This is a genomic window from Alcaligenes parafaecalis, from assembly GCF_026344135.1.
GTDB lineage: Bacteria > Pseudomonadota > Gammaproteobacteria > Burkholderiales > Burkholderiaceae_B > Alcaligenes > Alcaligenes parafaecalis.
Map to the genome: position 1 here is coordinate 320174 of NZ_JAPKNA010000004.1, position 22961 is coordinate 343134.

A 22961-nucleotide genomic window follows, 5' to 3' on the forward strand; every position below is an offset into this window, starting at 1 on the left:
TCTGTGCACGAGGGCTTGTTGATTTGGGTACGGAGTGAGCCCAGGCCTGCGCTAGAACAAGTCCATCTGGGCAGGCATGCTGAGCTGAAAATCGCCAACACCGGTCAAATGCACACGGCGTTCAAAGTCCAGCAGGCTGGCTTTGCGATGCAGGCCAGAGCTAAAGCCGGTGAGCATGCCATTGGCACCTTGCACGCGGTGACAAGGCACGATGATGCTGATGGGGTTCAGGCCGCAAGCCTGGCCCACGGCACGGACCGCTTTAGGGCGGCCCAGATGTTCAGCCATCTGCCCGTAAGTCCAGGTTTGGCCATAAGGGATAGTCTGCAAGGCCTGCCAGACCTGTTGCTGGAACTCGGTGCCTTGCAAACTGAAAGGCAAATCAAACTGTTGCAGCTTGCCGGCAAAGTACGCGTCTAGCTGGGCCTGCACAGGTTCAGCCAAAGCAGGCTCGGGGATCAGCCCGGCCAGTTGCTCAGGCGTCAGGCCGTGCACGGTCTCCTCTTCAAAATCCAGACGCAGCAAAGCGCCTTGGGCATCCACTAACAGACGCATCGCCCCTAAAGGCGTATCAAAGCAGGCAGTACGCAGCCCAACATAGGCAAACATGGCAGTCCAAATCCGAGGGCAGAATGTTTGATCATACTGCGCGACTCTAGCCACTTCAAAAAACCTGGCAACACCCAGGCAACACCCAGGCAGGCTAGAGGCCAACTCCTGGTCAAGAGCTTTTCAGCCGAAAGAGCCACATACCGCCTGGCCCCAGAAGGAGGAAGGACTCATATTTATAGTCATTGTGAGCCGGTCTGGGCCGGGGGGCCGTCCTCTGGGCGATTCAGGCTTCTTGCCGCAGGCGGGCTTGCTATTCGGGGTTCAAGCGTCCTGTTGTTTGAGCGAAATGCTTGTGCCTTGTCCGGGGAACAAGGTACTTTCGCGAGTTCAGGACGCGCCCGAATAGCAAGCCTGACCAGGGTACCGGTGCGCAGCACCGGCAAGGAGCCAAGCCCGGAGGACGGCCCCCGGCCTAGACCGGCGTTTTCACGAGGCACTATCTAAACATGCAGCCACTTTTGCGCTTCTTGTTTCCTTATCTCGCCAGCCTCCTGCTTCGGACACAGCTCCGCTCTACAAGGGCCAAAGAAGAAGAAGAAGAAGAAGAAGAAGAAGAAGAAGAAGAAGAAGAAGAAGAAGCGCAAGCAAAAAAAATGGATAAACATCGAGAATCCTCTCGGTGTTTATCCGGCAAATCCAACAAATGCAGCAATTACTCAAGAACAGCAAGGTTTAAACGGTTTGCACACCCTTGGCGGACAAGTCCAGACCCACACGGCGCACCACGGCCTCGAACTCGTCACGGCTGATGTGATCCAGCGCGGTAGCCGGGTCGCGGGTGGCGTCGCAGGCGATGATGCCACGGCGCATATAGGAATATTTGCGCAACGCCAGCGCCACCAAGGGCTGGAATTCGTAGCGAATCAGCGAGCAATAACGGTCAAAGACACGGGCGGCTTCTTCTTGATCGCCCTGGCGATGCAGCTCATACACTTTCAACAGAATTTCCGGGAAGGAAAAGCCGGTAACCACACCATCTGCCCCCCGTTGCAGCTCCTCCAGAAAATGCATGCCGCCCAGGCCACTCAAGATAGGGAAGGCATCGCCCGACAAGCCCCGCACAGCGGTAATTTTTTGACCTACCGGGGGATCTTCGGAGTTCAGGATAGACACGCCCGCCTCCGCTTTCAGACGCACAGCCAAGGCTGGACTGATGCGAGCCGCAAACAATTCCGGGAAGTCGTGAATGACCACAGGGAGGCGGATAGCCTGCACGATCTGGCGGTAATAGGACACCTGCATCTCGTCGTCTGCTCCGGCCAAAGGAGCGACAAAAATCGCATCGGCGCCCAGATCCTCGGCACTACGAGCCTGTTCCACTGCGGCGGCTGTGCCCAAAGCACGCACGCCCACCCAGACTGGCACCGCGCCCCGCACCGCTGCCACCACAGTTTCAATGACACGACGACGCTCGAAGGTGCTGAGCTTATGCAGCTCGCCCATCACCCCCAAGATTGCCAGTCCGTGAATACCGGCTTCAAGCTGGAAATTCACCAGGCTGACCAGGCTTTGCAAATCCAGCTCACCACCCGGTTTGAAGGGGGTGGGGCAAATGGAAAAGACACCTTTATTTTTCATAATTACGCTTAGGCTCAACGAGGAATAACAAACGGCTTTTGCATACGCGAGATCGCACGTACCAAGGGCCACAGAAGAAGGAAGTAAATCAGCGCAGCAGCGACCAGTGGTGTCTGGCTATAGGTTTCGCCCTGCACGATCTGGGCCGAACGCAGCAACTCGGGCAAGGCCACAGCGGACGCAATCGAGGTCTGCTTGATGGCCTCCAACGTGTTGCTGGCCAGATCCGGAATCACATTGCGTACGCCCTGGGGCACGACCACGTAGGTCATGGCCTGACGGGCACTCAAACCCGTAGAGCGGGCCGCCTCGTTCTGGCCGGGCGACACCGACTCCAGCCCAGCGCGGAAAATCTCCGCAAAGTAGCCACTGCTGTTCAGGACCAAGGCCAGCACCGTGGCCGAAAACTCATTCAGGGGCACGCCCAGAAAGGGCAAACCGTAATAAATGAAGATCAGCAGCACCAAAGGCGGGAAAGCGCGAAAGAAATCCACGTACAGCAGAATCAGGCGGTTCAGCCAGCGATGCTTTTGATAGTGCAAGCAGGCAATCACCAGACCCAGTAAGGCCGCCAGCGGCACGATGATTACAGAGAGCTTCACCGTCAGCCACAAGCCCTGTAACAGCAGCGGCCAGCTAGCGGCAATGATTTTGGGGTTCAAAAAGGTATCGATCAGTTCCATAGTGCATCTCTCCTACGACTTGATCGCATAGCGCCGTTCGAGGACCCGTGTCAGGTAAACGAAGGGGAAGAAAATCAGGCAGAACAAAATGGCCCCCGCCGTAAAAGCCGTAGGGTTGGCGATGTTGGACTGGATGTTGCTGGACACATTAAGCAGCTCGGGCACAGCAATGACTGAGCCCAGCGTGGTGCCTTTGGTAATGCCGATGGCGCGATTGGTTAGCGGTGGAATCGCCAGTCGCACGGCTTGCGGCAGAATGATGGCAAACAGCGTCTGGCTGAATCCCATGCCGGTCGAGCGGCCTGCTTCCCACTGCCCCGTAGGCACTGAAGCAATACCCGACCAGAAAATCTCTTCGGCAAAAGCGGACAGCACAAGACTTAAGGCCAGCACAGTAGCCGGGACCGGTTCGATCACAATGCCCACCGAGGGCAAGGCGAAAAAGACCAGCACAATAATGACCAACTGCGGAATCGCACGGAATACGTCCACATACAGCGTCATCAGAATATTCACGGGACGCCAGCCATAGCAGCGCAACACAGCCAGCGCCAGGCCCAGGACGGTCCCCAGAACCACGGTCATCACGGCCATTTGCAGCGTGACCCAAAAGCCCTGCATGATCTCGGGCAGATGGGGGCTGATCAGCGTCCAGTTAAAGAAGTAATAGAGAATCTGATCCATGGCCGGCCTCAGTGCATGCGGCTCAGAAAATCCTGAATACGCTTGTGACGCGGCTTGCTCAGAATTTCCTCGGGACTGCCTTGATCCAGAATCACGCCCTGGTCCATGAACACAATGCGGTCCCCTACTTCGCGGGCAAACTGCATTTCATGCGTGACAATCACCATGGTCATGCCCGCATCGCGGGTGCGTTTCATCACATTCAGCACTTCACCCACCAGCTCCGGGTCCAGGCCCGAGGTCGGCTCATCAAACAGCATGACTTTGGGTTCCAGCGCCAAAGCGCGGGCAATGCCCACACGCTGCTGCTGACCACCGGATAACTGGCTGGGATAGTGCTCGATACGCTGGGCCAGGCCCACTTGTTCCAGATGATGGCGAGCCAGTTCTTCGGCCTGCGCCTTGGGCACTTTCTTTACCTTGCGCAGCGCCAGCATCACATTGCCCAGCGCCGTCATGTGCGGGTACAGGTGTATGCCTTGAAACACCATGCCGATGTTTTGACGTACCTGATTCAGGTCGGTGCGCGGACAGGTCACATCACTGCCTGCCACCACAATCGTGCCGCTGGTGGGGGTTTCCAGGCGGTTGATGCAGCGCAGGCAGGTACTTTTGCCTGATCCCGAACCGCCAATCATCACCACAACTTCGCCAGTGTTGACGCTCAGGTCTATGCCTTTAAGAATTTCGGCTTGCCCAAACGACTTGCGCAAGCCCTGGATGCGGACAATTTCACTCATGGTCGCTCCTTGTCCGCCTGCCAGTCGGGCAGGCGGGGACCGGCCCCTGCAGGGCCATATAGCTAGAGAAACAGCGCGATGGCGCTTTTACGGACGGGAGCAGTCGGGAGTGTGCTCGGTGGGCTCGTAGCCAGGGAAATCAGGCACGCCGTAGCCGGGGAAAATCACCGTCATGGCTGTACCAGCATTGGGTTCCGTACCAAACCACTTCACATGCAGCTTGGACAGGGAGCCGTCCTGCTTCATGCATTCCAGCACTTCATCCACGCGGTTGCGCAAGGCCGTGTCGTCCTTGCGGAAGGCAAAGGCGTAGTTGGCCTCGGTGGTCATGTCATAGACCGGAGCCAGTGCGGGGGTTTGGGTGGCGATATAACGCGCCAAGGGAGTTTCAGACATATTGGCAAAGGCACGGCCAATGGCCACCGCCTGCACGGCATCCGTGTTCTTGTTGAAACGCTGGATCTTGTAGCCGTATTTTTCCTGGTTATCTTGCAACCAGCGGTCCGAGAAACTGCCGTTGTTGACGGCAATGGTCTTGCCTTTCAGGTCTTCCAGCGAATTGACGGTAGCGCCTTTTTTAGCCAGAAAGCTCAGGCCGCCTGCCATATACGGCTCGGCAAACAACATTTGCTGAGCGCGTTCCAGCGTCGTGTTGGTGGGCGCGGCCACCATGTCGTAGCGGCTGGAAAACAGGCCCGCAAAAATAGCAGAAAACGGGGTGTCGATGACCTCGGCACCGTCATAGCCCATGCGCTGGGCCACTTCCTGAGTCAGGTCGTTGGAAAAACCATCCATCTTGCCATCGGTGCCACGCATGAAAAACGGCACCAGGCCCACGTCAGCAGCTACTTTGAACTTCTTGCCCTGATTGGGATTGTCAGCATGTGCTGGCAGGCTCAAGGCCAGGCCAGCGGCCACGGCAGCCAGCATCAAGCCAGCTTTATGCCCCAAACGGGTATGTCCCAGACGGGCACGTCCCAAACGGGCACGTCCCAGACGGGCAACGCTGTGTTTGCGAGAAACAGCCGCAGCCAACGCGGCGATAGTGTTTACGCCTTGCATAAGGTCTCCTTGCCATCATTTTCTAGTTTGTAGTGCTTTTAATTCTAGGGGTGGCAAAACCTTGATGTCATATGCTTTTTTATTAACTCTTCATAACACAGCGTTAAGCGAATACTCGTGTTCCCTGTACACGGCGGACTTCACGGACGCAGCGTGTTTTCCCGCCCAGGCTCCTCTAAGGGTAAGTCCCCCCTTGGAGAGGCAGCCAGGCAAGACGCAACGCGAGGAACGGTTTACTGATGGGTGATCAACTCAGGCCCAGCCTGCCCGCATACCTCGGGACGCCGTGGAGATCACCACTTCCATGAAGTCATGGGCCAACTGCGAAACCGGCACCACATTGGAATGCAGCATGTGCAAAGGCATGGTGGTGCGGGGATTAATCGGGCGTACCACCACATCGGGCCAGACCCGGCCAGCTACCGCCAGCTCATCCACAATCGCAATGCCTGCTCCGGCCTGCACCATGGCACAAGCAATGTGCGTCAAACGCACTTCCACTGCCAGTTGCGGCACACCCGGACGGTTACCAAATAACTGCTGCACCATCTGCCCATAAGGGGTGTCATTGCCATAACCAATCAGGTCCAGCCCTTCCAGATCGCTGGCATCCAGCTCCTGCTTGTCAGCCAGGGGATGACTGGCTGGCAACACCGCCACCAGATGGTTTTCGTAGATGGATTGGGCATGCAGGCTGGGATGCGTCAGCGGCACAATGGCCACGCCCACTTCGGCCTGTTGGGTGACCAAAGCCTGAACCAGATCACTGGAAATCAGGGTACGCACATAGACCTTCACATCCGGAAATGCTTTGCGAAAACGCGTGACGGCCATGGGGATCAAGGTTTGCCCCAGGCTGGGGCTGACGGCAATGTGCAAGCTGCCGTGGCGCTTCTCGATCAGGTCGGTGGCCACCTCGTTTACCCGCTGCACACTGTTATGGACTTGCTCCACTTCCTGATAGAGCCGACGCGCCTCCGGCGTGGGGTACAGACGCCCCTTGATGCGCTCGAACAGCACCAGACCAATACGCGATTCGGTATAGGACAGAAGGCGGCTGATGGCCGGTTGCGACACGTTCAGCAATTGCGCCGCCTTGCTGATGGAACCGGTCAGCATGATCGCGCGGAAAACCTCGATTTGACGAAGATTGAGCAGCATCCCTTAACGTAGCCTTATGTTTCGAGCACAAATAAGCATAAGACATTTTGATTTGCCTATGTTTCAATTTTTTCAAGCTGCCATCCCGGCGCGCCTTGATCGCAACGGGCTTACAGAGCGGCTTCATAACTACGACACGGAGACAAAATCATGCAAACCCTGCTTGCACGCACCCTTGCGGTGCTGGGCTTGGGACTGGCCGCCGCTGCGCCCACCGCCCATGCCGCTGACAAAGTTCATCTGATGCTGGACTTCATCCCCACCGGCGACTATGCCCCGTATTACTCGGGCATTGCCAACGGAATTTACGAGAAAAACGGCATAGACCTGAAGATCACCCGCGGTACTGGTTCAGGCGATACGGTTCTGAAAGTAGCCGGTGGCGCAGCCGATATTGGCCTGGCCGATATTTCCGCCATTCTGACCTCGCGCCAGAACAGCCAGACGCCCATCAAGGCCATTGCTTCCACCTTCTCGCACTCGGCCCATTCCCTGTTTGTGCGCAAAGACTCGGGCATTACCGACTTCTCCGGCCTGGAAGGCAAGAAAATTGCCGTCTCGCCCGGCAACAGCCACAAACTTTACTTCCCCATGGTGGCGCGCAAAGCCAACACCGATCCCGACAAGATTCAGTGGGTGACCGTGGACGGTTCCTCCATGGCACCACTGCTGATCAACGGCAAAGTGGACGCTGCTCCTTTCCTGGCTACCAACTACTACTACCAGAACAAACAGGCCAAGCGTTTTGGCAAGGAAATCGTGGTGCTGCCCTTTAGCGACCAGGGTTTCAACATCTACGCCCTGTCCGTTTTTGCCACTGAAAAGACCCTGGCTGAACGCCCACAGATGGTGCAGAACTTCCTGAACGCCACCATCGAAGCCTGGGATGCCGCCCGCAAGGACCCGGATACCGCCTGCCAAGCCCATGTCAAAGCCAATCCTGAAATCGATCTGGATGACTGCATGGGCAATCTGAACGCCGTGCTGGGCTACATCTACACCGATTTCAGCGCCGAGCACGGAGTGGGCAGCCTGGAAGAAGGCCGCATGAAAACCACTTACGAGGCGGTTGCAGAAGCGCAGAGCCTGGACCCATCCTGGGACTATCACCAAGCCTACGACACCCAGTTCATCGTCAAGGCCAACGGCACGGCCAAGCCCTGAGCTGAGCTGATTTTCGCGCGCGCACTGGCTGGCCCAGGCGGGTCAGCGCGCGCCTAGGAGCGCATTGTGATACGCATTCAAGACGTCAACCTGATCTACGGTCGTAATACCGAGCGAGAGACTCAGGCGCTGAAACAAATCAATCTGGACATCCAGGACAACGAAATCATTGCCATCGTCGGCGCGTCGGGCTGTGGGAAATCCACCCTGCTGCGCCTGATCGCAGGCTTGCTGATGCCTACGACCGGCACGGTCAGCATTGATGATGAAGTTGTCGCCCACCCCCGCCAGGACACCGGCATTGTGTTCCAGGCCCCGACCCTGGTGCCCTGGGCCAATATTCTGGACAACACCCTCCTGCCTTCGAGCATCATGGGTCGTCTGGACGATCAGGCCCGCAGCCGCGCCACGCGTCTGCTGACCACCGCTGGCCTGGGGAGTTTTCTGCATCACCACCCCAAGCAATTGTCGGGCGGCATGCAACAACGCGTGGCCATTTGCCGCGCCCTGGTCCACAACCCCAAAGTGGTGCTGATGGATGAACCCTTCGGTGCTCTGGACGCGCTGACCCGCGAAACCATGACGCTGGAGCTGCTGCGCCTTTGGTACGAAGACCCCAAAACCATTGTGTTTGTGACGCACTCGATTTCAGAGGCCGTCATGCTGGGCCACCGCATTGTGGTGATGTCGCCGCGCCCCGGCCAGATTACCGAAATCCTGGACGTGAACCTGCCCCGAGAACGAGACTTTTCCCTGGTGGGCACGCCGGAATTCACTCGCTGTGCCGCTGCCGTCCGTGAACTTATTTTCCAACACGAGGTGGCTTGATGAGCGAGCAAACTCAAACCCTGGTCGCCGCGCCCGTGCGCAAGCGACGACTGCGCCTGCGCGATTTCAATGAAATTACCGTCCCGGCCATCACCCTGATTGCCGTGGTCATTCTGTGGGAACTGGCCAGCCGCCTGTTTGATATTCCTGAATACCTGGTGCCCGCCCCCTCGCGCATCTGGGCCGATTCCATGCAAATGAAAGAGGCCATGCTGATGCACACGCTGGTGTCCACGCGCACCATCATGCTGGGCTTTTTGTTGTCCATTGTGATCAGCTTCCCGCTGGCCGTGCTGATTACCTACTCGCGCTTTTTCGAGCAGGCTATCTACCCGCTGCTGATTCTGACTCAGTCCATCCCTAAAGTGGCCCTGGCTCCGATTCTTGTCATCATCTTTGGCCCCACCGAGCTGCCACGCGTCGTCGTCACCTTTCTGGTCGCGTTTTTCCCGCTGGTCATCTCCATGACCGCTGGCCTTCTGGCCGCCCCGCCCGAACTGATCGAGCTGGTCCGTGCCTGCCGCGCCACCCGTTTGCAAGAGTTCTTCCGTATCCGCCTGCCCTTTGCCGTGCCCTTTATTTTCTCGGGCCTGAAAGTGGCCATCACCTTGTCCGTCGTGGGCGCTGTGGTGGGTGAGTTTGTGGCGGCCGACCAAGGTCTGGGCTATCTGATCACCACCTCCACCGCTTTCTTCAAGACACCGGTTGCCTTTGGCGCCATGGCGATCTTGTCGGTGCTGGGCATTGTGTTCTTCCAGGTGATTTCTGCCGCTGAACGCATCCTGTTCCCTTGGGCGATCAAGGACAATCGGAGCTGATCATGACATCACCTTATACCGTCATCCGTGGGGGCCTGGTGCTGGCCCACGCTCACGCCAAAGCCGAGCCTTTGGACATTCTGATCAAGAATGGCGAGATCGAAGCCATGGGCCCGCCCGGCCTGCCCGCACCTGCTGATGCCACAGTCGTGCAAGCGGATGACCAACTGCTGCATCCCGGCCTGATCAATGCGCATACCCACGGCCACGGCACCTATGCCAAGGCCATGGGAGATCGCTGGTCTCTGGAGCTGTTACTGACGGCGGGTCCCTGGATCAATGGCGACCGCCATCTGGAAGACAAGTACCTGAGCACGCAGCTCAATGCCGCAGAAATGCTGCTGAAAGGCTGTACCGCCAGCTACGACCTGTACTCTGAGGTCCCCGTGCCCACGGCGGAAGGCATGAATGCCGTCGCACAGGCCTACGTGGATGCCGGTATGCGGGCCACGGTCGCCCCGATGATGGCGGACCTGTCCTTTTACCAATCCGTACCCGGCCTGATCGAAGCCCTGCCGGAAGAATTGCAGAAGTTTGTGGCTCAACTGGCACCCCAGTCGTTTCGGGCCACGCTATCTGGCCTGACGGACTTTCTGGACCAGCAGCGCAACCCCGACCGCATTCGCGTGGCCCTGGCTCCGACCATTCCCATGCTGTGCTCGGACGAGTTCCTGCAAACCTGCGGTGAAATCAGTGCAGAGCGCAATATCGGCCTGCACAGCCACGTCGGTGAATCCTATGTGCAAGCCCTGACCGGCATGAAGCGTTATGGCACCACCATTGTTCAGCACTTGGACAAGCTGGGCCTGATCTCGCCCCGCTTCACCCTGGCGCACGCCATCTGGCTGGACGAGCGCGATCTGGACATTCTGGCCGTGCGCGGAGCCATGGTGGCCCACAACCCCGGCAGCAATATGCGTTTAGGTAATGGGATTGCCGATGTGAACTCCATGCTGGAACGCGGTATTACCGTGGGTCTGGGCACGGACGGCTCGAACAGCGGCGACAACCAGAACATGTACGAAGCCATGCGTCTGGCCTCCTTCTCGTCCAAGGTGCGTGGCCCTGATACCGAGCGTTGGGTAACAACCGAACAAGCGCTTTACGCAGCCACTGAAGGCAGCGCCCGCTGTCTGGGCATGGGCGAACAGTTAGGCCGTCTGGAGCCGGGTCGCAAGGCCGATATCGTGTTTCTGGATCTGGCCCATATCAACTGGATTCCACATAACAACACGATCAACCAACTGGTGCATCTGGAAGACGGCCTGGCCCTGCGCCATGTAATGGTCGACGGCCAGTTTGCCGTGCGCGACCGACAGTTAACACAAGTGAATATGCCCCGCCTGCGACAGCAAGTGGAGCAGGCCCAGGAACGCATCACACGCAATACCTACGACAAGCGCCACATCACGGAAAAACTGGCCAAAGCCGTAGGTTCTTTCTGCCTGTGCCTGGGCCATGACCGCTATCACGTGCAGCGCTGGGCGCACTCCAAGCAAGACTTAACATGACGTTATGTTTTACCAATAAATAGGCATACGACATTCATGATTAGATTTGCTTCAATCATAGAAACGAACACGATTACGGGCACGCAACATGCGCAGGCCCGAGCCATCCAAGGAGGAAGATAATGAGCGACTTCGATCTGGTAGTACGAGGAAATATTGTTGAGCGCGACCGCATCATCACTGACGGCTGGCTGGCCGTGCGGGAAGGCCGTGTGGCCGCCCGTGGCGTTGGTGCCGCGCCCTCGGCCCGCGAGCACGTAGATGCGCGTGGCATGTGGGTAATGCCCGGCGTGCTGGACGGTCAGGTGCACTCCGGCAGCCAGGCCAATCAGGAAGGTCTGGGCTGGGCTTCGCGTGCGGCCGCCGCCGGTGGCGTGACCACCATGGTGGAAATGCCTTACGACGATCCCGAACCCGTTGCCTCCCGCCCCCAACTGGAAGACAAGATTGCCCGCATTGAAAGCGACTGTCACGTGGACGTGGCCTGCTACGGCACATTGAACGACCAGCATGGTCTGGAAGCGGCAGCGGGCCTGATTGAAGGCGGCGTTTGCGGTTTCAAGTTCTCTACCTTTGAAGCCAGCCCCAACCGCTTCCCGCGCGTGGAAGAAGACATCCTGATGGAAGCCTTCCGCCTGATCGCCCCCTCCGGCCTGGCCTGCGGTGTGCACAACCAGGACCAGGAACTGACACGCAAGAACATCAAACGCATGGTCGAAGCTGGTGATACGGGCTGGGATGCATTCTTGCGCGCCCACACACCACTGATCGAAAACCTGGCCACCAGCGCCATTTATGAAATCGGTGCCCAGACCGGCGCCCGTGCCCACGCCGTGCACGTGTCCCTGTCGCGCGGTTTTGAAATCTGCAATATGTACCGTCAGGCAGGCCACAAGGCCTCGATTGAAACCTGCGTGCAGTACCTGATGCTGAACCACGAAGAGCACACCCGCCGCTTCGGTGCCAAGACCAAGCACTACCCACCCATTCGCCCCAAGGCGGAAATGGATCTGCTCTGGACCCACATCGCCAACGACGAATGTACCTTCGTGTCTTCCGACCACGTGAGCTGGGGCCTGGAGCGCAAGCAGTTTGACAATGTGTTCCAGAACTCCTCCGGTGGTCCTGGTCTGGAAACCTTGCTGCCCGCCTTCTGGACAGGCTGCGCCGAGCACGGCATTTCCCCCACCATGGTCGTCAAGCAATTGTGCTGGGGCCCTGCCCAACACTTCCTGCTAGAACACCGCAAGGGTTCGCTGAATGTGGGCGCAGACGCCGACATCGTGATCGTCAAACCCGAAACTTACCGCTTTGACCCGTCCAACAGCCTGTCCGCCGTGACCTGGAGCTCCTTCGAGGACCGTGAATTCCAGGTGCGTGTGGAAGCCACCTATGTGCGCGGCCAACTGGCCTGGGACGGCAAAACCGTGCGTAACGCGGCGGGCGACGGTCAGTTCATCCGTCCGCACAAGGCAGGCGAACTGTCATGAGTCTGGCCATGCCCTTGTTGAATCAGGAGCGCCTGTGGCGCAGCACCCAGGAGCTGGCCGCGTTCACGCTGCCCGACCAGCCCTGGACACGCCGCGCCTTCTCCGATCTGTTTCTGCAATCGCGTCAGTGGCTGCTGAAACAGTTCGAGGAAGCGGGCCTGAGCGTACGCATGGATGCCGCAGGCAATCTGATCGGCCGCCGCGAAGGGCGCAAGCCCGGCCTGGCACCGATTACCACCGGCTCGCACTGCGACACCGTGATGTATGGCGGGCGCTACGACGGCATCATCGGCGTGCTGGCCGGGCTGGAAGTCGCCCGTTGCCTGAACGAGCAGAACATCCAGCTAGACCATCCCTTTGAAGTGGTGGATTTTCTGTCTGAAGAGCCTAGCGACTATGGCGTGTCCTGCGTAGGCAGCCGCGCCATGGGCGGGGTCCTGTCCGACGCCATGCTGGTCGAACGCAATCCACAGGGTGAAACACTGGCACAAGGCATTGCCCGCATCGGTGGCCGCCCCCAGGAACTGGCCCAGGCCCGTCGCGCCCCAGGCGATACCGCCGCTTTTGTCGAGCTGCATATCGAACAAGGGCCGGTGCTGGAATCGCGCAATCTGCCCATTGGTGTGGTCAGCAATATCGTGGGCATTTGCCGCCACCGCATCATCATCACAGGTCGTCCAGACCATGCAGGCACCACACCGATGGACATCCGCCGTGATGCCCTGGTCGGTGCCAGCCTGATCATCAGTGAAGTAGACCGCAAGGCCCGCCGCGCGCTGGGTGGGCCAGACTATCTGGTCGCCACCATTGGCAACCTGAACCTGACGCCCAACGCCTCCAATGCCGTTCCCGGACGCGTAGAAATGATGGTGGAAGTACGCAGCGACCGTCAGGAACTGATGCAGAACTTCACCGAGGAACTGCTGGTCCAGTTGCGCCCGGAAATCGAGGCCATGGGCCTGGGTCTGGACGCGGCACAAGTCAGCCTGGCCAAGCCCACGGACTGCACGCCGGATGTGATGAACATCATCGAGCAGGCTGCCAGCGCTTTGGGATACCAGAGCATGGTCATGCCTAGCGGAGCCGGTCACGATGCGGTTTACATGGCACCCAGCGGCCCCATGGGCATGATCTTCATTCCTTGCCTGAATGGTCGCAGCCATTGCCCCGAAGAATCCATTACTTCCGAGCAGCTTCTGGACGGTACGCGGGTTCTGTATCAGACCGTTGTCATGTTGGACCAGAGTCTGGAGAACTGACATGGACTGGTCCTGTGATCAGCTCAGCGAACGCGAACGCTACCGCTTGTTGGTCAACACTGTGTTGCCGCGCCCCATTGCCCTGGTCACGACCTGTGACCAGCAGGGGCGCGTGAACACGGCCCCTTTCAGTTTCTTCAATGTGATGGGTTCAGAGCCTGCCGTGCTGGCACTGGGCCTGGAAAACGATGCGCACTCTGCCGATGGCCTGAAGGACACCACCCGCAATATTCTGGCCACCGGCCAGTTTGTGGTGAACCTGATCAGCGCCAAGATGGCACGCGCCATGAATATCTGCGGCATTGCCTACCCGACCGGGCAGGCCGAGCACCTGCAAGCGGGCCTGGATCTGGCCCCCAGCCTGCAAGTGCAACCGCCCCGTATCGCCCAATGCCCGGTGCAGTTTGAATGCCGCTTGCACACTGCGCTGGACCTGGGCCCGCTACGTCATATCGTCATTGGCGAAATCCTGCATTTGCACTGCGACGACGCCATCCTGACGCCTGAAGGGCGCATTGATATAGACGCTTACGACCCTATTGGACGCATGCATGGTTCTGACTGGTATGTCGGCCTGCAGGGCCGCTTTCAGTCAGAAAAACTAAGCCACCAAAATGGGCTACCGCCCACCCAAACATAAAAACATCATGAACCGTCGCCCTCATATCTACGTTCTGAACCCCAATTCCAGCCAGATCGTAACGGATGGCCTGGACCGTGCTGTCCAGCCCTTGCGTCTGGCCGATGGCCCGGCCATCTCCTGCCTGCGCCTGCCCCAAGGCCCGGCGGGTGTACAAAGCCAAACCGATATCGACACCCTGATTCCCCATCTGCGCGCCCAGGCCCTGAGCGTTAAAGAAGACGCCGCTGCTTATGTAGTGGCCTGCTTCAGCGACCCCGGCCTGTACACCCTGCGCGAAGCGGTGGATGTACCTGTATTGGGCATTGCTGAAACCGGCGTGCTGACCGCCCTGTCGCTGGGCCAGCGCTTTGGCGTGCTGTCCATTTTGCAGGCTTCCATTCCGCGTCACCTGCGCTACTTTGGCGCAATGGGTGTGACGGATCGTCTGGCGGCAGATCTGGCCATCAATATGGGCGTGTCGGAACTGGCTGACGAGAAAAAAGCCCTGCAACGTCTGACAGAAGTCGGGCAGCGCTTGCGTGATGAGCACGGTGCCGACGTGGTGGTGCTGGGTTGTGCTGGTATGGCCAATCAGCGCGAGGCACTGGAGCAGGCTTTGGGCATTGCCGTCGTGGAGCCCACGCAGGCCACCGTTGCGGTTGCTTTGGGCCGCTGCTTGTTAGGCTGGTAAGCCTTGATGAACGCCCCTTTGCAACCCGGCTGCCTGGCAACCGCACAGCGGCTGCTTCAGGCTCGCCAAGAGAATCGCCCCATCGAGGACTGGCCCGAGGCGCTGCGCCCTGTGTCTTTTGATCAGGCCTATCGCGTCCAGGCTGCACAAATGGAAACCTTGGGCCCCGTAGGTGGCTGGAAAGTCGGCGCGGCCAATAGCGTGGCCCCGCCTACCTGCGCCCCCCTGCCCCAGCGCTTTCGTTACGCCAGCCCGGATACACCCGCCGGTGAAGATCTGTCCTTGCGCGGCATAGAAGTGGAAATCGGCCTGATTCTGGGCCAGGACTTGCCGCCCGCCCAGGCCCCCTATTCCATGCAGCAAATCTGGCAGGCGGTCAGCCAGGTTTGTGTGGCAGTCGAGATTGTCGAATCCCGTTTTGCCCAGCGTGACACCGTGGGCCGTCTATCCACCTTGGCCGATCTGGCCAGCCACGGCGCGCTGGTCCATCAGGCGCAGGGTATCGCCGCGCAGGACATGACACGGCTACAACCTGAATGGGCGCGCCTGCAGGTGGGACAGCAAGCCTTGCTGCAAGGCCCGAACCAGAATCCAGCCGGTGAACTGACACGGCTGCTGATCTGGCTGGCCAATCAGGGTAGCCATCATCTTGGCGGGCTGCAAAAGGGTCATGTCATCATTACCGGCACTTGCCTGCCTATGCTGTATGCCGCTCCCGGCGACCGGATTCAGGCCGCGATTCAAGGGATCGGTGAGCTGGAGTTTGTCTGCGCATAAAAGCACAAAGCCAGCGCCGTTTTGGACGCTGGCTTTGCTTGGGAACTGCGTGGGAGCTACCTGAGTATCGTCAGAGTATTACTGAGATAACACGTGGGCGCGGCACATCCCGCCAGCGCCCAGGCTCAATAACTTGGCGGCCCTTTATGCGGGCGGCAGAATCACATCCCAATAGCCGTACAGTTCCAGACCTGCACCACGGGCGACGCTGGCCGAGGCCAGGTTATCCCCTTGAAAGCGGTATTGCGGCTCCCAGCCTTGCTGCAAAGCGCAATGGCACATGGCCTGAACCGTAGAACGGGCGTACCCCCGGCCACGCTTGTCGGCACGCGTCAGCACACCAAGATCAGCCAGACCAAACTCGTCCTCGTCCCAGGCATACATGCTGGCCGGGACGCTGCAAGACCATGCCTGCTTCGCCCTCATCCAGGCTGTCGTCAACACGCAGCACCAGCTCTGCACTGCTGCTGTAGGGAATGCCGCGTGCAAAGCGGGTTTCCCAATAGTGGCTGACCTTGGGAGAAAACACGCTTTGTTCGGAAGAAGTGGAAGTAACCATCATTGAACTCACTCAAAAATACGTAGCCCATCAGCCAATTCACGATAGTGAGCTGGCCGATCTTTGATGCGAGGAGAAGCAAGCGGATGGGGTTGACGCACTTGCCCGTCTACACAGACCCGTCGGGTTTAAAAAAACTCATCCAGAAGGCAGAAGAAAGCGATGCGCTCGGCATCCATTTCCACGCCGTACAGAGCAAAGAAAGGCGCCAGCCATTCCTTGCCCAAATTCCGTTCTATGCTGCGCGCCGTCAGCGCCAGATCCTGAAAACGATCCGCCACGCCCAGGCGTCCGCAGTCGATAAAGCCACTGAGCAGCCCTTGATGCACCATGAAGTTGGGCAAACAAGCATCACCATGGGTGACCACCAGATCTTCCTGCGTGGGACGGCTGGCATACAGCTCCTCCAGCAGGCTTTGAACCGGCATGCCCTGGCGTTCATCGTCAAAGTCTTCTTCATCAATCAGGCCCGCTTTCGCTCGTGCACTGGCATCGGCCAGACGGTGCTCCAGGCGGTGATCGAAGGGGCAAGATTCAAGAGGCAAGCGGTGCAGACTTTGCAAGGACGAAGCCAACAACTCCACCGTATGCTGGGGAGACAAGCCTTCTGTACAGGCCAGATCGCGCCCTGGAACAGCGCTCATCAGAAGCCAATGGCGGCCATCTGCGACCAGTGTGTCCAGCACGTCGGGACAAGGCAGACCTTGCGTGTGCATCCAGCGCAAGCGCTCGATTTCATCGGGTAGCTCGGCCAAGGGCAGATCATCCTCTGCCTTCACAAACTGGCAGGAACCATCCGGCCAGTCCAGACGCCAGACGTCAGCCCCGGATTCCCCTATGGTTTGACGTTGCACCTTGGCGGCAGCCAGCCGGGTTTGCCAGGCAGCAGGGAAACTCATACTCAAAAACCTTGCTAAAAACAGTCGCTAAAAGACGGGGGAAAGAATCAAACCGAAAGCCTCAGACCATGCGATGCACATCAGGCCTGATACTGCAGATGAATCAGCGGATAAGGCTTGCCCTGATCATCCACAGGCGAGCGTCCAATACGCTTGAAGCCCATTTTTTCGTAAAAGCCCACGGCTTGCCCATTCTGTTCATTCACATCGGTGGTCATGGTGGGATGCAGGCTCAAGCCGTGCAGCACCAAAGCCTTGCCCACACCCGTTCCCCGGCTGTCCGGGTCCACAAACAAGGCCTGCATATGGCCTTCATCAATCAGCATGAAAGCCAGCGGGTAGTCCGCTTCGTCCACCGCCAGCCACAAGCTGGCCTGAGGCAAAAAGCCACATACCAGTTCATCAATTCCCTGACGATCCTGAGCGGATAAAAAATCGTGCGTGGCATCAACGGCCTTGCGCCAGATTTCAACAGCACGTTGCCCGTCCTCCGGGCGCGAATGGCGAATATTCATCATCTTTCCCTTTTAGGGTTTCACAGGTTTTTTTAGCAGGAGGGTCACTCCCGACAAAGCAGCCTGGAGTTACAGCAGACCTTGGGACTCGAAAATCTTCCGGTAAATATCTCGAACCACTGCCTGCTTTCGCTGGTTGTAGTCCCGTACGCTATCAGCTCCCTCTTTGGCCTGCATTTTGGCCTGGGCATAACGCTGCAAATCCTCAGGATGCGTACTGAGCCAATCCCGAAACAGGATATGGCGAATATGCTCGGGGCAATCCGGACCAAACACATGCAAGTTCACTCGTGGGTCTTCCTGACGCAGCATACGGTGCTGATACCAGGAGCGCTCGCGTATGCTCAACTCATAGCCCAAGGCCTCCAAGGCAGGCACATAGTCGTCTTCCTGCTGCGGGTCGGCCACCAGCACATCAATATCAATGACTGGTTTGGCGGGCAGGCCAATCACGGCGGTCGAACCCACATGTGCAATGGTCAAGGCCTTATTGCCCAGTGCCTCCAGGATTTCCTGGCTCAAGCGCTGATACAACACAGGCCAGTTCGCATCGTAGGCCTGAACCTCGATCAGCTCTGCTTTAGGCTGGCCGGCCACCCAAGGGTTCTCGGCGGGATCACCATCCTCAAAGGTGGTGATTTTGCTTAATGCCGATGCAGACACGGCCATGTACTCGCTGGTCACAAAAGGTCTCCTTGATACTGCTTTGTGTTCACTATTTCCGGCACTTCGGTCACGTGGACTGACCGGACTTCAGGAGCTGGGCGTATACGCCATCCAGTGCGACCAGCTCCTGGTGACTGCCCTGCTCAACCAGCCTGCCTGACTTGAGCACAAACACGCGGTCAGCATGGCGCACGGAGGACAGGCGGTGCGCAATCGAAATAACGGTACGGGTTTCCGCCATCTTGGCCAGCGCGGCTGACATGGCATTTTCCGTCGTGTTATCCAGGGCACTGGTGGCCTCGTCCAGCAACAGGACGGGCGGGTTGCGCAAGATCGTCCGGGCCAGGGCCAGACGTTGCTTTTCGCCCCCTGAAAAACGATACCCTCGCTCGCCCACGGTAGTGGCATAGCCCTGCGGCAAGGACATGATGAAGTCGTGAATCTGCGCGGTTTTAGCCGCCGCCAACAGTTCCTCATCACTAGCCTCAGGCCGTGCAAAACGCAGATTCTCCGCAATGCTGGCATTCAGCAAAAAGGGCTCCTGATTCACCACGCCCAGAACACTGGCCAACTGCTCGAAACTCATCTGGCGCAGATCAATACCATCAATCGTAATACTGCCCTGATTGGGGTCGGCCAAACGCGCCAGCAAATAACCCAAGGTCGTTTTACCCGCTCCCGTCGGTCCCACAATGGCGACATGACTGCCCGCAGGAATATCCATAGTGATGTCGGACAGCGTCGCTGTCTCGGACTGATAGCGGTAGCTAACGCCTTCCAGCCGCACGTGACCACGCGGCCCCGTCGATGGAAAGGGGCTGGGCTGCGCAGGTTCCGTCAATTCAGGACGCGTATCCATGTACTCGAAAATTCGAGTGAACAAGGCACGCGTTGTACGCAGTTGCACCCCGCTTTGCAGCAAATCTTCCAGTGGCCACATCAACTGTTCCTGCAAAGCGATCAAGGCCACCAGGGTACCGATGGTCACCGGAACACCTTGCCCGATCAACCAGCCACCCAGCAACAGGGTCAGGGCTGGCAAGGCACCCAGCAGCAGATAGATCAGGGACCATTGCCATTCCCCAGCCGTATGCGCGCGCACTTCCAGGCGTGCCACTTCGGACGAAACCTGGGCAAAGCGTCGCGTCAGAAAACCGCCTTGCGCCAGGGTGCGCGACAAAATAATGCCCGGGGCCGACAAGGTTTCCTGCACGGTCGCCGCCATATCCGCATGACCGGCTTGCTGATCGTGCGTCAGACGCTCGCGCAGTTCTCCGACCTTATTGCTTAACCAGACCGAAGGAGGCAACACCGCAAAAGAAAACAGGGCCAGTCGCCAGTCCAGCAACAGCATGGCAATAGCCGTCGTTGCCACCACGCTGAAATTGCGCGCCAGGTCCGTGGCTGTGTTGCTGACTACCGCCTGCAAACCACCAATATCATTCGCGATACGGGACTGGATTTCCCCCGTACGGGTACGAATGAAAAAACCCAGCGACAGGCTCTGCAAGTGGCTATACAAACCGACCCGCAAATCGTGCATGATGGCCTGCCCGATCTTGGTGGACAGAACGGTTTGCAGCACACTGATGCACGCGGCCAGAACGCTGATTCCCAGCAGGCCCAGCACCAGCCACACCAGCAAGCCAAAGTCCTGCTGCGGCAAGGCGATGTCGATAATATCGCGCAGCAAAAAGGGCGACACCACCCCGGTCATCGCACCAAAGGCAATCAACAAACCCACCAGCAGCAAGCGCAGGCGCCAAGGTTTGAACAGTCTCAAAATCCGGCCTACGGAGGTATGGCGGGAAGACAGCGTTTTGTAATCGGTATCGATTTCCATCATCAAACAACTAAGAAGTGGGCCGACGCGTTCAGCTTAGGTCAGCCGGGTTTCCAGAAAAAATAAATGCCGTAAATGTTGCTCGGCTTGCTCCGCACTCAAATCCGTCGAGTCCGTCAGCAACATATTGGCCAGACCGTCGTACAGCGCAGACAACCGCAACGCAATGCCGTCCGGGTCGGACGCTTGCCACAGTCCTTGTTCGGCACCTTGGCGCAGATAGCCTGCCATTTGTTCCAGCATTCGGCTTTGCACCCGTGTAATCACCACGGCCAAGGCCGCATCGGTTTTAGCCAGGTCGGTGGCATCCAGCCACAGGAACCAGTAAATGCGATTGCTCTGGTCAAAAGCCGTGCGTAAATAGTTTTCCATCAGGGCCTCTGGCCCCAGAGCCTGCTCGGCATCCTGCTCGATCAGACGATCAAAAATCTCGCCCCAGGCCTCGGCCCGTAATTCGGACCAGCGAAAGTAATGGTTCAACAGCCCACGGCCTACACCAGCCCGTTCCGTCACCATGCGCGTGGTGGCAGCACGCACCCCCACTTCCAGCAGGATCTCGACGGCAGCCTGTCGAATTCGTGTCGCACTGTCTTCTTTTTCACTCATCCCTTTCCCTTTCTATTGACACATTGAGCAAGCGCTCAATATTATGGCATTGAACAAGCGCTCAATCAATAAACATCCATGTCTTCAGCTACTCGCAACTCCTCCATCGACCTGATTCGCACCGCCGCCCTGATCGGTATCTGTGTGGTGAACATCCCCTATCTGGCACTGACAGACAGTGACCCGACGGCGACCTCACCCGCGTATGACCATGCGGCCGCGTTCCTGATCGAATTCCTGTTTCAGGGCAAATTCTTTCTCTTGTTCTCGCTGATTTTTGGCTGGGGCATTGAAATCCAGGCTCGCTCTGCCCAGCGTGCCGGAGTGGCTTTAAGCAGCCGCTATTTTCGACGTCTGACCGGCCTGGCCTTGCTGGGTTGCCTTCACGCGACACTGGTTTTTACCGGTGACATTCTGCTGCTCTACGCGGTCCTGGGCCTGTTGATCTGGCCACTACGAAACCTCTCGCCTCGCGGGTTGCTTAAGGTAGCCTTGTTGATGGTGGTGGTGGAAATACTCAGCATAGCCCTGATCGTTTTCCTCTTGTCCGGCGCCGAAGAAGCTGCCCCTACTTACGCTCTGGGTGGCGCCTTTTCCGAAGCCACCCTGGCCCGCCTGGACGAATGGCCTGAGTCTTTTGCCTTTCTATTCTTGTATCAAGGCCCGCTAGCCTTTGGGGCCATGCTGATGGGCCTGGCGGCTGCCAAAAGCAAATTTTTTGACGCTAATAGCGCTGGACAGCAAAAACTGGGACGCGCCCTGCCCTGGCTCTTGCCGCTGGCTCTGGCCATCAACCTCTTTAGCGCCAGCGTGTCCAACGACGAGAATCTGATGGGCTTGGTGGGTCTTTTCAGCATCGCAATCGGCGCACCCTTGCTGTCGACTGTCTATCTGTACCTGTTGCTGCGTTGCGGACAATGGTTCAGCCTGCCCAATGTGCTGATTGAAGCAGGCCGCAATTCGCTTAGCGCCTACGTCAGCCAGGGCATTTTGGCAGGGCTGATCTTCAGCAGTTATGGTTTGGACTTGTTTGATTCCTTTGGCAATGCGGCGCTGTTGCTGATCGCCATCGCACTGGCCCTATTTGCCATGAGCCTGACAGGCCTGATCGCCCAACAATGGGGCCGTGGCCCGCTGGAAGCCGTGCTCAGACGCATTACCTACGGCCCCAAACGCGCCTGAGCGAGAAACGGAGCCTAGCGTTGCTCAAACAAATCGGAAATCGCCGTGCGCAGCCAACGCACACCTTCATCCTGTCGACTGCGCTCGTGCCAATGAACACGCACATCAAAACTGGGCAAAGCCAGCGGCGTAGGCACAATCCGCAGCGCAGCAGGGGCTTGAAAAGACAGCACAGCCACATTGGGCACGGTCAGCAAATAATTGCTGTTGACCAGAATCTGTTCGGCCGCCAAGTAATGCGGAATGGTCAGGCTGATATTGCGGCGCATATCCAGAGCACGCAGGGCATTTTCCACCAGAGAATGCCCACTGCTGGTGGCATCAATCGCCAAATGATCTGCCGCCACAAAGGCGGCCAGGTCCAGCTCGGTTTTAGCCAGTGGATGTCCTTTGCGCATGGCCGTCACATAGCGCTCGTGCCGAAATGCACGCGAATGCACCCGGCCTTTAATCATGGGCAAAGACCCAATCGCCACATCAATCTCACCCGAACTCAAGCCGCTTTCCAGCGCTTCCCAGCCCAGGTTCTTGACCACCAGACGAATACCCGGCGCATGTTTGGCCACAAAGTTGTTCAGACCGGGCAAAAAGACCAACTGGCCAATGTCCGTCATATGGACTTTAAAAACGCGCGTAGACTGAGCAGGATTGAAGCCCTGGGTCTGGGTCAGCGCAATACCTACCTCTTCCAGCAAGGGTTGCAGCTTTTCCCGCAGGGCAATGGCAATTTGCGTGGGCGCGACGCCATAGCGTGCCCGCACAAACAAAGGGTCGCCCAAAGCCTGCCGCCAACGCTGCACCATCAGGGAAATGGCAGACTGGCTGATCCCGATACGTAGCGCCGCCTGGCTCAGGTTCTGGCACTCACAGATCAGACAGAAAGCGTGCAGCTCGGCCAGCGTCCAGTTATATGTTTTGTAAATATCAGATAGCACGCTGACACCACCTCAAGTCGTTTTTTGCTCTCTATTATGTGTGTTGGAAATAGTACAACGACATACCGAATTGCCA

26 protein-coding genes are annotated in these 22961 nt (G+C 58.2%); 10 read left to right on the plus strand and 16 right to left on the minus strand.

What is annotated here, in order from left to right; translation table 11 throughout:
- Window positions 1-51: 51 nt before the first annotated feature.
- From OSH09_RS14380 to OSH09_RS14415, 8 genes are all read right to left on the minus strand, one after another.
- Complete coding sequence (locus tag OSH09_RS14380) at window positions 52-609, minus strand: methylated-DNA--[protein]-cysteine S-methyltransferase (protein WP_266121361.1); 558 nt, start codon at window positions 607-609, stop codon at window positions 52-54.
- A 443-nt stretch (window positions 610-1052) separates the two neighbouring features.
- The gene (locus tag OSH09_RS14385) at window positions 1053-1217 is read right to left on the minus strand and encodes a hypothetical protein (protein WP_266121362.1); all 165 of its coding nucleotides are present in this window, start codon (window positions 1215-1217) and stop codon (window positions 1053-1055) included.
- A 67-nt stretch (window positions 1218-1284) separates the two neighbouring features.
- Window positions 1285-2190, minus strand: a complete 906-nt coding sequence (locus OSH09_RS14390; protein WP_207873048.1) for a dihydrodipicolinate synthase family protein — start codon at window positions 2188-2190, stop codon at window positions 1285-1287.
- A 14-nt stretch (window positions 2191-2204) separates the two neighbouring features.
- The gene (locus OSH09_RS14395; protein WP_207873047.1) at window positions 2205-2873 is read right to left on the minus strand and encodes an amino acid ABC transporter permease; all 669 of its coding nucleotides are present in this window, start codon (window positions 2871-2873) and stop codon (window positions 2205-2207) included.
- Window positions 2874-2885: 12 nt separating this feature from the next.
- The gene (locus OSH09_RS14400; RefSeq protein WP_207873046.1) at window positions 2886-3557 is read right to left on the minus strand and encodes an amino acid ABC transporter permease; all 672 of its coding nucleotides are present in this window, start codon (window positions 3555-3557) and stop codon (window positions 2886-2888) included.
- 8 nt (window positions 3558-3565) lie between these two features.
- Window positions 3566-4297 (minus strand): amino acid ABC transporter ATP-binding protein, encoded by a 732-nt coding sequence (locus OSH09_RS14405; RefSeq protein WP_323178769.1) that lies wholly within the window; start codon window positions 4295-4297, stop codon window positions 3566-3568.
- Between the two features lie 87 nt (window positions 4298-4384).
- Window positions 4385-5359 carry a substrate-binding periplasmic protein gene (locus OSH09_RS14410; RefSeq protein WP_266121363.1) on the minus strand — a complete coding sequence of 325 codons (975 nt, stop codon included), beginning with the start codon at window positions 5357-5359 and terminating at the stop codon, window positions 4385-4387.
- 252 nt (window positions 5360-5611) lie between these two features.
- Complete coding sequence (locus OSH09_RS14415; protein ID WP_207873044.1) at window positions 5612-6520, minus strand: LysR substrate-binding domain-containing protein; 909 nt, start codon at window positions 6518-6520, stop codon at window positions 5612-5614.
- A 150-nt stretch (window positions 6521-6670) separates the two neighbouring features.
- Here OSH09_RS14415 and OSH09_RS14420 point away from each other — a divergent pair, with 150 nt between their 5' ends.
- From OSH09_RS14420 to OSH09_RS14460, 9 genes are all read left to right on the plus strand, one after another.
- The gene (locus OSH09_RS14420; RefSeq protein ID WP_207873042.1) at window positions 6671-7684 is read left to right on the plus strand and encodes an ABC transporter substrate-binding protein; all 1014 of its coding nucleotides are present in this window, start codon (window positions 6671-6673) and stop codon (window positions 7682-7684) included.
- Window positions 7685-7750: 66 nt separating this feature from the next.
- Window positions 7751-8512 carry an ABC transporter ATP-binding protein gene (locus OSH09_RS14425; protein WP_266121364.1) on the plus strand — a complete coding sequence of 254 codons (762 nt, stop codon included), beginning with the start codon at window positions 7751-7753 and terminating at the stop codon, window positions 8510-8512.
- Complete coding sequence (locus tag OSH09_RS14430; RefSeq protein ID WP_266121365.1) at window positions 8512-9330, plus strand: ABC transporter permease; 819 nt, start codon at window positions 8512-8514, stop codon at window positions 9328-9330. The genes OSH09_RS14425 and OSH09_RS14430 overlap by 1 nt, the downstream gene beginning before the upstream one ends.
- A gap of 2 nt (window positions 9331-9332) precedes the next feature.
- On the plus strand, window positions 9333-10841 hold the full coding sequence (locus tag OSH09_RS14435; protein ID WP_266121366.1) for an amidohydrolase family protein: 1509 nt from the start codon (window positions 9333-9335) through the stop codon (window positions 10839-10841).
- Between the two features lie 122 nt (window positions 10842-10963).
- The gene (locus OSH09_RS14440; protein ID WP_108728256.1) at window positions 10964-12331 is read left to right on the plus strand and encodes a dihydroorotase; all 1368 of its coding nucleotides are present in this window, start codon (window positions 10964-10966) and stop codon (window positions 12329-12331) included.
- The gene (locus OSH09_RS14445; RefSeq protein ID WP_266121367.1) at window positions 12328-13590 is read left to right on the plus strand and encodes a Zn-dependent hydrolase; all 1263 of its coding nucleotides are present in this window, start codon (window positions 12328-12330) and stop codon (window positions 13588-13590) included. Before OSH09_RS14440 ends, OSH09_RS14445 begins: the two co-directional genes overlap by 4 nt.
- A 1-nt stretch (window position 13591) precedes the next feature.
- Complete coding sequence (locus OSH09_RS14450) at window positions 13592-14230, plus strand: flavin reductase family protein (protein WP_266121368.1); 639 nt, start codon at window positions 13592-13594, stop codon at window positions 14228-14230.
- Window positions 14231-14237: 7 nt separating this feature from the next.
- Window positions 14238-14903 carry an aspartate/glutamate racemase family protein gene (locus OSH09_RS14455; RefSeq protein WP_009462753.1) on the plus strand — a complete coding sequence of 222 codons (666 nt, stop codon included), beginning with the start codon at window positions 14238-14240 and terminating at the stop codon, window positions 14901-14903.
- A 6-nt stretch (window positions 14904-14909) separates the two neighbouring features.
- Complete coding sequence (locus OSH09_RS14460; RefSeq protein WP_266121369.1) at window positions 14910-15680, plus strand: fumarylacetoacetate hydrolase family protein; 771 nt, start codon at window positions 14910-14912, stop codon at window positions 15678-15680.
- A gap of 144 nt (window positions 15681-15824) precedes the next feature.
- Here OSH09_RS14460 and OSH09_RS14465 read toward each other — a convergent pair whose 3' ends face one another.
- The 7 genes from OSH09_RS14465 to OSH09_RS14495 form a co-directional block, all read right to left on the minus strand.
- Window positions 15825-16064 carry a GNAT family N-acetyltransferase gene (locus tag OSH09_RS14465; RefSeq protein ID WP_266121370.1) on the minus strand — a complete coding sequence of 80 codons (240 nt, stop codon included), beginning with the start codon at window positions 16062-16064 and terminating at the stop codon, window positions 15825-15827.
- Window positions 16027-16242: a hypothetical protein gene (locus OSH09_RS14470; protein WP_266121371.1), complete on the minus strand. Its 216-nt coding sequence runs from the start codon at window positions 16240-16242 to the stop codon at window positions 16027-16029. Before OSH09_RS14470 ends, OSH09_RS14465 begins: the two co-directional genes overlap by 38 nt.
- A 125-nt stretch (window positions 16243-16367) precedes the next feature.
- Complete coding sequence (locus OSH09_RS14475; protein ID WP_266121372.1) at window positions 16368-17138, minus strand: APH(3')-II family aminoglycoside O-phosphotransferase; 771 nt, start codon at window positions 17136-17138, stop codon at window positions 16368-16370.
- Window positions 17139-17218: 80 nt separating this feature from the next.
- Window positions 17219-17656: an acetyltransferase gene (locus OSH09_RS14480; protein WP_266121373.1), complete on the minus strand. Its 438-nt coding sequence runs from the start codon at window positions 17654-17656 to the stop codon at window positions 17219-17221.
- A 66-nt stretch (window positions 17657-17722) separates the two neighbouring features.
- Complete coding sequence (locus OSH09_RS14485) at window positions 17723-18337, minus strand: GrpB family protein (RefSeq protein ID WP_243430196.1); 615 nt, start codon at window positions 18335-18337, stop codon at window positions 17723-17725.
- Window positions 18338-18386: 49 nt separating this feature from the next.
- Window positions 18387-20165, minus strand: a complete 1779-nt coding sequence (locus tag OSH09_RS14490) for an ABC transporter ATP-binding protein (protein WP_266121374.1) — start codon at window positions 20163-20165, stop codon at window positions 18387-18389.
- Window positions 20166-20198: 33 nt separating this feature from the next.
- Window positions 20199-20768, minus strand: coding sequence for a TetR/AcrR family transcriptional regulator (locus OSH09_RS14495; protein ID WP_266121375.1), 570 nt, complete (start codon window positions 20766-20768; stop codon window positions 20199-20201).
- A 78-nt stretch (window positions 20769-20846) separates the two neighbouring features.
- Between OSH09_RS14495 and OSH09_RS14500 the strand changes: the two genes are divergently transcribed.
- Window positions 20847-21950, plus strand: coding sequence for a DUF418 domain-containing protein (locus OSH09_RS14500; RefSeq protein WP_266121376.1), 1104 nt, complete (start codon window positions 20847-20849; stop codon window positions 21948-21950).
- Window positions 21951-21964: 14 nt separating this feature from the next.
- On the opposite strand, the gene OSH09_RS14505 is transcribed toward OSH09_RS14500, so the two are convergent.
- The gene (locus tag OSH09_RS14505; RefSeq protein WP_266121377.1) at window positions 21965-22885 is read right to left on the minus strand and encodes a LysR family transcriptional regulator; all 921 of its coding nucleotides are present in this window, start codon (window positions 22883-22885) and stop codon (window positions 21965-21967) included.
- Window positions 22886-22961 lie beyond the last annotated feature (76 nt).

What these genes read in the sequence shown, in the direction of transcription:
- OSH09_RS14380 (WP_266121361.1), bottom strand. Translation starts at nt 609, where the DNA reads ATGTTTGCCTATGTTGGGCTGCGTACTGCCTGCTTTGATACGCCTTTA.
- OSH09_RS14385 (WP_266121362.1), bottom strand. Translation starts at nt 1,217, where the DNA reads ATGTTTATCCATTTTTTTTGCTTGCGCTTCTTCTTCTTCTTCTTCTTC.
- OSH09_RS14390 (WP_207873048.1), bottom strand. Translation starts at nt 2,190, where the DNA reads ATGAAAAATAAAGGTGTCTTTTCCATTTGCCCCACCCCCTTCAAACCG.
- OSH09_RS14395 (WP_207873047.1), bottom strand. Translation starts at nt 2,873, where the DNA reads ATGGAACTGATCGATACCTTTTTGAACCCCAAAATCATTGCCGCTAGC.
- OSH09_RS14400 (WP_207873046.1), bottom strand. Translation starts at nt 3,557, where the DNA reads ATGGATCAGATTCTCTATTACTTCTTTAACTGGACGCTGATCAGCCCC.
- OSH09_RS14405 (WP_323178769.1), bottom strand. Translation starts at nt 4,297, where the DNA reads ATGAGTGAAATTGTCCGCATCCAGGGCTTGCGCAAGTCGTTTGGGCAA.
- OSH09_RS14410 (WP_266121363.1), bottom strand. Translation starts at nt 5,359, where the DNA reads ATGCAAGGCGTAAACACTATCGCCGCGTTGGCTGCGGCTGTTTCTCGC.
- OSH09_RS14415 (WP_207873044.1), bottom strand. Translation starts at nt 6,520, where the DNA reads ATGCTGCTCAATCTTCGTCAAATCGAGGTTTTCCGCGCGATCATGCTG.
- OSH09_RS14420 (WP_207873042.1), top strand. Translation starts at nt 6,671, where the DNA reads ATGCAAACCCTGCTTGCACGCACCCTTGCGGTGCTGGGCTTGGGACTG.
- OSH09_RS14430 (WP_266121365.1), top strand. Translation starts at nt 8,512, where the DNA reads ATGAGCGAGCAAACTCAAACCCTGGTCGCCGCGCCCGTGCGCAAGCGA.
- OSH09_RS14435 (WP_266121366.1), top strand. Translation starts at nt 9,333, where the DNA reads ATGACATCACCTTATACCGTCATCCGTGGGGGCCTGGTGCTGGCCCAC.
- OSH09_RS14440 (WP_108728256.1), top strand. Translation starts at nt 10,964, where the DNA reads ATGAGCGACTTCGATCTGGTAGTACGAGGAAATATTGTTGAGCGCGAC.
- OSH09_RS14445 (WP_266121367.1), top strand. Translation starts at nt 12,328, where the DNA reads ATGAGTCTGGCCATGCCCTTGTTGAATCAGGAGCGCCTGTGGCGCAGC.
- OSH09_RS14450 (WP_266121368.1), top strand. Translation starts at nt 13,592, where the DNA reads ATGGACTGGTCCTGTGATCAGCTCAGCGAACGCGAACGCTACCGCTTG.
- OSH09_RS14455 (WP_009462753.1), top strand. Translation starts at nt 14,238, where the DNA reads ATGAACCGTCGCCCTCATATCTACGTTCTGAACCCCAATTCCAGCCAG.
- OSH09_RS14460 (WP_266121369.1), top strand. Translation starts at nt 14,910, where the DNA reads ATGAACGCCCCTTTGCAACCCGGCTGCCTGGCAACCGCACAGCGGCTG.
- OSH09_RS14465 (WP_266121370.1), bottom strand. Translation starts at nt 16,064, where the DNA reads ATGTATGCCTGGGACGAGGACGAGTTTGGTCTGGCTGATCTTGGTGTG.
- OSH09_RS14470 (WP_266121371.1), bottom strand. Translation starts at nt 16,242, where the DNA reads ATGATGGTTACTTCCACTTCTTCCGAACAAAGCGTGTTTTCTCCCAAG.
- OSH09_RS14475 (WP_266121372.1), bottom strand. Translation starts at nt 17,138, where the DNA reads ATGAGTTTCCCTGCTGCCTGGCAAACCCGGCTGGCTGCCGCCAAGGTG.
- OSH09_RS14480 (WP_266121373.1), bottom strand. Translation starts at nt 17,656, where the DNA reads ATGATGAATATTCGCCATTCGCGCCCGGAGGACGGGCAACGTGCTGTT.
- OSH09_RS14490 (WP_266121374.1), bottom strand. Translation starts at nt 20,165, where the DNA reads ATGATGGAAATCGATACCGATTACAAAACGCTGTCTTCCCGCCATACC.
- OSH09_RS14495 (WP_266121375.1), bottom strand. Translation starts at nt 20,768, where the DNA reads ATGAGTGAAAAAGAAGACAGTGCGACACGAATTCGACAGGCTGCCGTC.
- OSH09_RS14500 (WP_266121376.1), top strand. Translation starts at nt 20,847, where the DNA reads ATGTCTTCAGCTACTCGCAACTCCTCCATCGACCTGATTCGCACCGCC.